Source organism: Kineococcus indalonis, from assembly GCF_009906395.1.
GTDB lineage: Bacteria > Actinomycetota > Actinomycetes > Actinomycetales > Kineococcaceae > Kineococcus > Kineococcus indalonis.
Genome location: NZ_JAAALM010000168.1, coordinates 1 through 7,538, shown reverse-complemented (window position 1 = coordinate 7,538; position 7,538 = coordinate 1). Strand labels below are relative to the sequence as shown.

Below are 7,538 nucleotides of genomic sequence, written 5' to 3'. Positions count from 1 at the left end.
CTGCTGGTGGGCGCGGCGTCGGTGGCGGCGGCCTGGTGCTACACCGGCGGCCAGCGGCCGTACGGCTACGCCGGGCTGGGCGAGGTCTTCGTCTTCGTGTTCTTCGGGCTGGTCGCGGTGCTGGGCACGACGTACGTGCAGGCGGGCCGCGCCGGGTGGGCGGCGCTGGCGGGCGCGTTCTGCGTGGGCTTCCTGGCGTGCGCGATCCTCGTGGCGAACAACCTGCGCGACGTGCCCACGGACGCGGCGGCGGGCAAGCGCACGCTGGCGGTGCGCATCGGGGAGCGCCGCAGCCGCCTGCTGTTCGCGGCGCTGGTCGCGGGGGGCTTCGTGGCCGCGCTGGCGACGGCGCCGTGGCACCCGCCCGCGCTGCTGGTGCTGCTGGCGGCGCCGCTGGCGGTGCGCCCGCTGCGCACGGTGCTGGGCGGGGCGGCGGGGCGCGACCTGATCCCGGTGCTGAAGGACACGGGTCTGCTGGAGCTGGCGGCGGGGGCCCTGCTGGGGCTGGGCCTGGCGCTCTGACGGGCGCTCCGGCGGGCGCTCCGGCGGGCGCGGCGCGGCGCCGTCTGGGAGGGTGCGCGGCATGGGTGAGGTGGACGTGCAGGCCGACGGGGAGCACCGGTACGCGGCGACGCTGACGACCGCGGGCGGTGCCCGCTCCGAGCACGTGGTGACGTGCGACGAGGAGGTGCTGGAGCACGCGGGCGCCACGGCCGCTGAGGAGCCGGTGCTGGTGCGCCGGGTGCTGGAGGTGCTGCTGCGGGCGGCGGAGGACGCGGAGTCCGCCGGGGACCTGGCGGCGGTGCCCACGCTGATCGACCTGCGCGCGCTGGACCGGGAGCGCCCCGAGCTGCTGCCGGGCCTGCCGCTGCGCTGAGCCGGCCCGCACGCGCGAGGGGCCCGGGACCGTGGACGGTCCCGGGCCCCTCGCGCGTGCGGGTGGTGCCGGTGCGTCAGCGCCGCTCGTCCTCGGCGGCGTTGTCCTCGTCCACGCCCTCGGCGAAGCGGGACCGGGCGCGCGCGGGGCGGGCGGCGGGCGCGGCGCCGGGCTGCTTGGCCTGCAGGCGCCCGTCGACGTGCTGCTGCAGGCGGGCGGCCATCTCCTCGCGCTGGCGGCGCAGCAGGACCACGGAGAGCAGCACGGAGACGACGGCGGCGATGAGCAGGGCCAGCCAGCCCTTGGCGCCCAGGCCGCTGACCACGACCAGGCACAGCACGAAGATGCCCAGCCGCATGACGGTGTACTTCAGGGTCGGTCCCACGTCATACCCCCGCGTACGAGTGGAGGCCGGGGAAGAAGATGTTCACCACGAGGTAGTTGAACAGCATGCAGGCGAAGGCGAGCACGGACAGCCACGCGGCGCGGCGCCCGTCCCAGCCGCGGGTGGCGCGGGCGTGCAGGTAGCAGGCGTAGACGACCCAGATGACGAACGTCCACACCTCCTTGGAGTCCCAGTTCCAGTAGCGGTTCCAGGCCACCTGCGCCCACACCGCGCCGGCGATGAGGGTGAACGTCCACATGACGAACGCGACGGCGTTGAGGCGGAAGGCGGTGCGCTCCAGCTCCACGGCGCCGGGCAGGGCGTCCATGAACGCGCCGCCGGGGTTCCCGCCCGAGGCGCGCACGCGCTCGCGCTTCTCCTGGGTGAGCTGCAGGACGGTGGCGGAGAAGCCGAGGGTGGACAGCGCGGTGGCCAGGATCGCGACGAGGACGTGGATGACCAGCCAGTAGCTGTCCAGGGCGGGCACGAGCTGGGCGGCCTCGACGTAGAAGCTGCGCAGCGCGATGCCGAGGGTGGCCAGGACGGGCCCGGCGACGAAGGTGCCGAGGTAGCGGGCGTCGCGCCCGCCGCCCAGCCCGGCGCGCTGGGCGCGCACGACGGCCACGAGGTAGCCGACGGCCACCACCAGGGAGCCGGTGAGGGCGAACTCGAACATGTTGCCCCACGGCACGCGGTGCACCGAGACGCCGCGGGAGACCACGGAGCCCAGGTGCAGCAGCGCGGCCAGGGTGAACAGCGAGGTGCCCACGGCGGCGCCGCGCCGGCGGCGCGCGGTGGCCGGTTCGGTGAGCACGGTGCCGGCCTCGCCGGCCTCGCCGGCCTCGCCGCCGGCGCGCTCGCGGCGGCGCACCTCTCGGGCCTTGATCTCCTTGCCGCCCTCGGCCAGGTCCGCCGCGTAGGCGATGAAGGAGCCCAGGTAGGCCGTCATCGCCGAGTACAGCAGCAGGTTGCTGACCTGCGCGACGTTCTCGTCGACGGTCATCGTCCCTCCTCCGTGCGGGCCCCTGCCCGCGCCTCGTGCGCACCGGGTGCGCCCGCACCGCGGGCCCCGTCGTCGTGCTCGCCCCCATCGTCGCCCACCGCGCCCGGTGGCGGCGACGGCGCGGTGCCCGGGGCGGTGCCCGGCTCGTCCTCGCCGAGGGCCCGGCGCAGCCGGCGCAGGACCCCGTCGACCTCGAAGGCCAGGCCGGCGTCGTTGCCGCGCGCCAGGCCGGCGACCACCACGTCGCTGCCGCCGCCGGCGGCCGGGCGCACCCGCACCCACACGCGCCGGCGCGGCAGGAACAGCGAGAGCACCAGGCCGGTGGTGGCCAGCAGGGAGAACACCAGCGCCTCGGTCTGCCCGGGGGTGCGCCGCACGTCGATGGAGGCGTAGCGCTGCACGCCCTCGAAGCTGACGGTGCCCAGCCCGTCGGGCAGCTGCACGCTCTCGCCGGGCGCGAGCTGGATGGCGAAGGGCCGCCCCCCCTCGTCCAGGACCTGCGTCAGGCCCGTGCCGTCGAGCTCGTAGACGTTCTGCGGCACGCCGTCGTCCAGGCCGAGGTCGCCGGTGAAGGCCTGCATGACGAGCACCGGGTTGGCCAGGTCGGGGAAGCCGGAGACGGGGTTGCCGTCGGCGCCGACGGTGGCGGAGGGCAGGAAGACGCCCTGCAGGCCGATCTGCACGGGCCGGCCGGCGGCGTCGACGGCGTCGGGGACCTTCACCACGCCGGTGGAGTCGTAGTTGCCGGTCTGCGGCAGGAACGGCGTGGCGCCGTCCTGCACGACCGCGCCGCTGCCGTCGCGCACGACGATGACGGGGGCGTAGCCGTTGCCGGACAGCGACAGCTGGGTGCCGCCGACCTTCGCGGGGTGGTTGACGCGGATCGTCTCGGTGCGCGCCGGCTCGCCGGGGGCCTCGGTGAGGGTGACGTTCGCCGCGAAGCGGCGCGGCTCGCCGATCTGGGAGGTCTGCCGCGCCTCGAAGGCGACGTCCATGGAGTCCAGGCGCATCGAGAACGGCGGCACGTCGGACTCGTCGGCGCCCACCCCGGAGGTGAAGCTGTCGAACGTGGTGCCCACCGCCGTCTGCCCCTCCACGACCAGGCGCTGGCCGGCGTAGGAGAACAGCGAGCTGGAGGCGACGGCGAGCAGCAGGCCCACCAGGGACAGGTGGAAGAGCAGGTTGCCGCTCTCGCGGTGGTGGCCGCGCTCGGCGGCCACCGAGCCGCCGCGCTCCTCGGGGCGCACCTCGACGCGGAAGCGGCGCCCGCGCAGCACGGAGCCGGCGGCCCCCAGGACCCGCTGCGGGTCGGCGGCCAGGTGCGCGGCGCGGTGCTCGGGCAGGCGCTCCGGGCGCGCGGGGGTGCGCGGCGGCGCGGAGCGCAGCCCCCTCAGGTGCACGCCCGCGCGCGGCACGACGCAGCCGATGAGGGAGATGAAGAGCAGGATGTAGATCGCCGAGAACCAGGCCGAGGAGTACACGTGGAAGCCCTGCAGGCGCTCCACCCACGGCGCGGCGGTGGGGTGCTCGGCCGTCCAGCGGGCCACGCCGGCGGGGTCGTTGCCCTGCTGCGGGAAGGTGGAGCCGGGCACGGCGGCCACGGCCAGCAGCATGAGCAGGAACAGCGCGGTGCGCATGCTCGTCAGCTGCCGCCAGCAGTAGCGGGCGAACTCCAGCGGGGCCAGCGGGGCCGCCCGCGGGGCGCTGGCGCGCCCGCGCCGACCGCGCGCGGCGGGGCGGGCGCCCTGGGCGTCGCGGTACTCGTCGCGCAGGTCGTCCAGGTGGGTCTCGTCGGTGCGAGCCATCAGATCACCGTCTCGAAGTTCCCGATGGGGCCGCGCAGCCACCCCAGGATCGCGTTGAAGCCGTCGCTGACGAGCAGCGCGCCGACGGCGACGAGCAGCAGCCCGCCGAAGACGTTGACGGCTCGGGTGTGCCGGCGCAGCACGCCGAGCGCGCGCACGCCCCGCTCGTAGCCGAGGGCGACGAGGACGAAGGGCAGGCCCAGACCCAGGCAGTAGGCCAGCGCGAGGCCGGTGGCGCGCCCGCCGGTGCCGCTCTGCCAGCTCAGCGCGGTGATGGCGGCGAAGATCGGCCCGATGCACGGGGTCCAGCCGAGGCTGAAGACCGCGCCGAGCAGCGGCGCGCCCAGCAGCCCGGCGCGCGGGCGCCAGCGCACCTTCAGCTCGCGCTGCGCCCACAGCGGGGAGACGACCACCAGCACCCCCAGGGCGGCGACGAGCACGCCGAGGACCCGCTGCAGCGGCACCCGGTAGCGCACCAGGGCGTCGCCGAGGCTGCCGACGGTGAAGTTCACCAGCAGGAACACCGCGGAGAAGCCCAGGACGAAGAGCACCGCTCCGGCGACGAGGCGGCCGCGGCGCTGGCGGGCGGGGTCCTCCCCCGTCATGCCGGTGACGTAGCCGAGGAAGCCGGGCACGAGCGGCAGCACGCACGGGGAGAGGAAGGAGACCAGGCCGGCGAGCACCGCCAGCGGCACCGCGAGCAGGAGGGGGCCGGCGGAGACGGCGTGCTGCAGGTCGCCGGTCACGCCGGCGCCCCCGCCGGGGCCGCGCCCTCCGCCGCGCCCTCGGGGGCCGGCGCGGCGCCGGCGTCGTCGAGCAGCCCGGACAGGGTCGCGGCGGTGGCCGGGCCGGAGACGCGGGCGGCCACGCGGCCCTCGGCGTCCAGCACGACCGTGGTGGGGGTGGCCTGGGGGGCCACGCCGCGCAGCGCGAGCATCGCCTGCCCGGAGGCGGCGTCCAGGACGCTGGGGTAGGTGATGGAGTACGTGCGGTTGAAGGAGCGCGCGACGTTGGCGGTGTCGTAGGTGTTGATGCCCACGAACCGCACGCCGCGCCCGGAGTACTCCTCCCACACCTGCTGCAGGGCGGGGGCCTCCTCCCGGCACGGCCCGCAGGAGGCGAACCAGGTGTTCAGCAGCACGACCTGCCCGCGCAGCTGCGCGAGGTCGATGCTCTCCCCGTCCACGCCGGTGCCGGTGAAGGTGACCGGTCCGCCGCGCTCGGCGGCGGGGGTCTGCACGACGGTGCCGTCGCCGGAGATGTAGTTCTGCCCCTGCGCCTCGGGCAGGCCGTCGCCGCCGCCGCACCCGGCGAGCAGCGCGGCCAGCAGCGGCGCCGCCAGCGCCGCGCGGCGCGCGGTGGTGCCCGGCCGGGGGTGCATCACGCCCCCGGCACCGGGTCGGCGCCGACGAGCAGGTCCGCGCACGGCTCGCTGTAGGACACCGACACCAGGCGGCGGCCGGAGAACTCCAGGGAGGTCACCGAGGCCAGCGCGCACTGGCGCTTGCGCGGGTCGTGCCACAGCGGGCGGTGCTCGGCGCGCAGGCGGGTGACCCACACGGGCAGCTGGTGGCTGACGAGCACGGACTCGCGGCCGGGGAAGGCGTCGCGCGCGTCGCGCACCACGGCCGTCATGCGCGCGGCCTGCTGCTCGTACGGCTCGCCCCAGCTGGGGCGCAGCGGGTTCCACAGCCGCGGCCACACGCGCGGGTCGCGGATCGAGCCGGCCCCGGCGGTGACGCGGCGGCCCTCGAAGCTGTTGCCGGCCTCCACGACCCGCTCCTCGGTGCCCAGCGGCAGCCCGTGCGCGGCGGCGATCGGGGCGGCGGTCTCCTGGGCGCGCTGCAGCGGGGAGGCGGTGACGGAGGCGACGTCGCGGGTGGAGAAGTGCAGGGCGAGGCGCTCGGCCATCGCCCGCCCGCGCTCGGAGAGGCGGTAGCCGGGCAGGCGCCCGTACAGCACCCGCTCGGGGTTGTGGACCTCGCCGTGGCGCACCAGGTGCACCACGGTGCGGCCCGCGCCGGCGCGCGGCTCGGCGCCGGGCTCGGTGCTGGGGCCGGGGGCGTGCCCGGAGCCGGTGACGGGCGGCACGCTCACAGCGACCCGGCCCCCCGCGCGGCGGCGCGCGCGGCGTGCGGCAGGGCGTCCAGGACGCGCCCGAGGGCCTCCTCGTCGTGCGCCGCGGACAGGAACCACGCCTCGAACGCGCTGGGCGGCAGGTGCACGCCGCGCTCGAGCATGGCGTGGAAGAAGGCGCGGAAGGCGCCGAGGTCCTGCTGCCGGGCGTCGTCGTAGTCGCGCACCTCGTCCAGCCCGGTGAAGAAGACGCTGAACATGCTGCCGGCGGTGTTCACCAGGTGCGGCACGCCCTCGGCCGACAGCGCCGCGGAGGCGGCCTCGCGCACGGTGCGCGCGGCGCGCTCGACGGCGGCGTACACCTCGTCGGTGCACCCGCGCAGCGTGGCCAGGCCGGCGGCGGTGGCCACGGGGTTCCCGGACAGGGTGCCCGCCTGGTAGACGGGGCCGGCGGGGGCGAGGTGGGCCATGACGTCGGCGCGCCCGCCGAACGCCGCGGCGGGGAAGCCGCCGCCCATGACCTTGCCGAAGGTCAGCAGGTCGGGGGCGTGCTCGCGGCCGAGGCCCTCGTGCCCGTACCAGCCGGCGCGGCTGACGCGGAAGCCGGTCATCACCTCGTCGGAGACCAGCAGGGCGCCGTGCTCGCGGGTCAGGCGGCGCAGCTCGGCGGTGAAGCCGGGCCGCGGGGGCACCACGCCCATGTTGCCGGCGGCGGCCTCGGTGATGACGCAGGCGATGCGCTCGCCGTGGCGGGCGAAGACGTCGGCGAGGGCCTCGACGTCGTTGTACGGCAGGACGAGGGTGTCGGCGGCGGCGGCGCCGGTCACGCCGGGGGTGTCGGGCAGGGCGAAGGTGGCCAGGCCGGAGCCGGCGGAGGCCAGCAGCGCGTCGACGTGGCCGTGGTAGTGCCCGGCGAACTTCACGACGACGGGGCGGCCGGTGAAGCCGCGGGCCAGGCGGACCGCGCTCATGGTGGCCTCGGTGCCGGAGTTGACCAGGCGCACCTGCTCGACGGGCTCGACGCGGGCGACGATCTCCTCGGCGAGCTCCACCTCCCGCTCGGTGGGGGTGCCGTAGCTGAAGCCCTGCTCGGCGGCGGCGTGCACGGCGGCGAGCACGTCGGGGTGGGCGTGGCCCAGGATCATCGGGCCCCACGAGCACAGCAGGTCCACCAGCTCGTCGCCGTCGGCGTCGCGCAGGTACGGCCCGCGCGCGGAGGCGGTGAAGCGGGGCGTGCCGCCGACGGCGCGGAAGGCGCGCACGGGCGAGTTCACGCCGCCGGGGATCACGGCGCCGGCGCGTGCGAAGAGGGCGGCGGAGGCCGGGGCGGCGGCGGTGCCGGTCCGGTCGCGGTCGGGGGTCGCCGGGGTGGGCGTCGACGCGGTCACGGGC

At 76.8% G+C, this 7,538-nt stretch carries 9 protein-coding genes; 2 read left to right on the top strand and 7 right to left on the bottom strand.

Going from position 1 to position 7,538, the window contains the following annotated elements:
* On the top strand, window positions 1-522 hold a 522-nt coding region (gene menA, locus GTR00_RS10195; protein ID WP_166611511.1), incomplete at its 5' end, for a 1,4-dihydroxy-2-naphthoate octaprenyltransferase.
* 61 nt (window positions 523-583) lie between these two features.
* Window positions 584-877: a hypothetical protein gene (locus tag GTR00_RS10190; RefSeq protein ID WP_166611510.1), complete on the top strand. Its 294-nt coding sequence runs from the start codon at window positions 584-586 to the stop codon at window positions 875-877.
* 76 nt (window positions 878-953) lie between these two features.
* Here the strand turns inward: GTR00_RS10190 and GTR00_RS10185 are convergent, their stop codons facing one another.
* The 7 genes from GTR00_RS10185 to hemL form a co-directional block, all read right to left on the bottom strand.
* Window positions 954-1,262, bottom strand: a complete 309-nt coding sequence (locus GTR00_RS10185; protein ID WP_205705485.1) for a DUF4229 domain-containing protein — start codon at window positions 1,260-1,262, stop codon at window positions 954-956.
* Window position 1,263: 1 nt separating this feature from the next.
* Window positions 1,264-2,265, bottom strand: a complete 1,002-nt coding sequence (ccsB, locus tag GTR00_RS10180) for a c-type cytochrome biogenesis protein CcsB (RefSeq protein WP_166611509.1) — start codon at window positions 2,263-2,265, stop codon at window positions 1,264-1,266.
* Window positions 2,262-4,070 (bottom strand): cytochrome c biogenesis protein ResB, encoded by a 1,809-nt coding sequence (gene resB / locus GTR00_RS10175; protein WP_166611508.1) that lies wholly within the window; start codon window positions 4,068-4,070, stop codon window positions 2,262-2,264. Before resB ends, ccsB begins: the two co-directional genes overlap by 4 nt.
* Window positions 4,070-4,816, bottom strand: a complete 747-nt coding sequence (locus tag GTR00_RS10170) for a cytochrome c biogenesis CcdA family protein (RefSeq protein ID WP_323132381.1) — start codon at window positions 4,814-4,816, stop codon at window positions 4,070-4,072. The genes resB and GTR00_RS10170 overlap by 1 nt, the downstream gene beginning before the upstream one ends.
* Window positions 4,813-5,451: a TlpA family protein disulfide reductase gene (locus GTR00_RS10165; RefSeq protein WP_166611514.1), complete on the bottom strand. Its 639-nt coding sequence runs from the start codon at window positions 5,449-5,451 to the stop codon at window positions 4,813-4,815. Before GTR00_RS10165 ends, GTR00_RS10170 begins: the two co-directional genes overlap by 4 nt.
* Complete coding sequence (locus tag GTR00_RS10160; protein WP_407659674.1) at window positions 5,451-6,077, bottom strand: histidine phosphatase family protein; 627 nt, start codon at window positions 6,075-6,077, stop codon at window positions 5,451-5,453. Before GTR00_RS10160 ends, GTR00_RS10165 begins: the two co-directional genes overlap by 1 nt.
* A gap of 86 nt (window positions 6,078-6,163) precedes the next feature.
* Window positions 6,164-7,534, bottom strand: coding sequence for a glutamate-1-semialdehyde 2,1-aminomutase (hemL, locus tag GTR00_RS10155; protein WP_166611512.1), 1,371 nt, complete (start codon window positions 7,532-7,534; stop codon window positions 6,164-6,166).
* Window positions 7,535-7,538: the final 4 nt, after the last annotated feature.

Bases quoted from the DNA above. Each gene is read 5' to 3' on its own strand.
- ccsB (WP_166611509.1), bottom strand. From the start codon at position 2,265: ATGACCGTCGACGAGAACGTCGCGCAGGTCAGCAACCTGCTGCTGTAC.
- GTR00_RS10165 (WP_166611514.1), bottom strand. From the start codon at position 5,451: ATGCACCCCCGGCCGGGCACCACCGCGCGCCGCGCGGCGCTGGCGGCG.
- GTR00_RS10190 (WP_166611510.1), top strand. From the start codon at position 584: ATGGGTGAGGTGGACGTGCAGGCCGACGGGGAGCACCGGTACGCGGCG.
- resB (WP_166611508.1), bottom strand. From the start codon at position 4,070: ATGGCTCGCACCGACGAGACCCACCTGGACGACCTGCGCGACGAGTAC.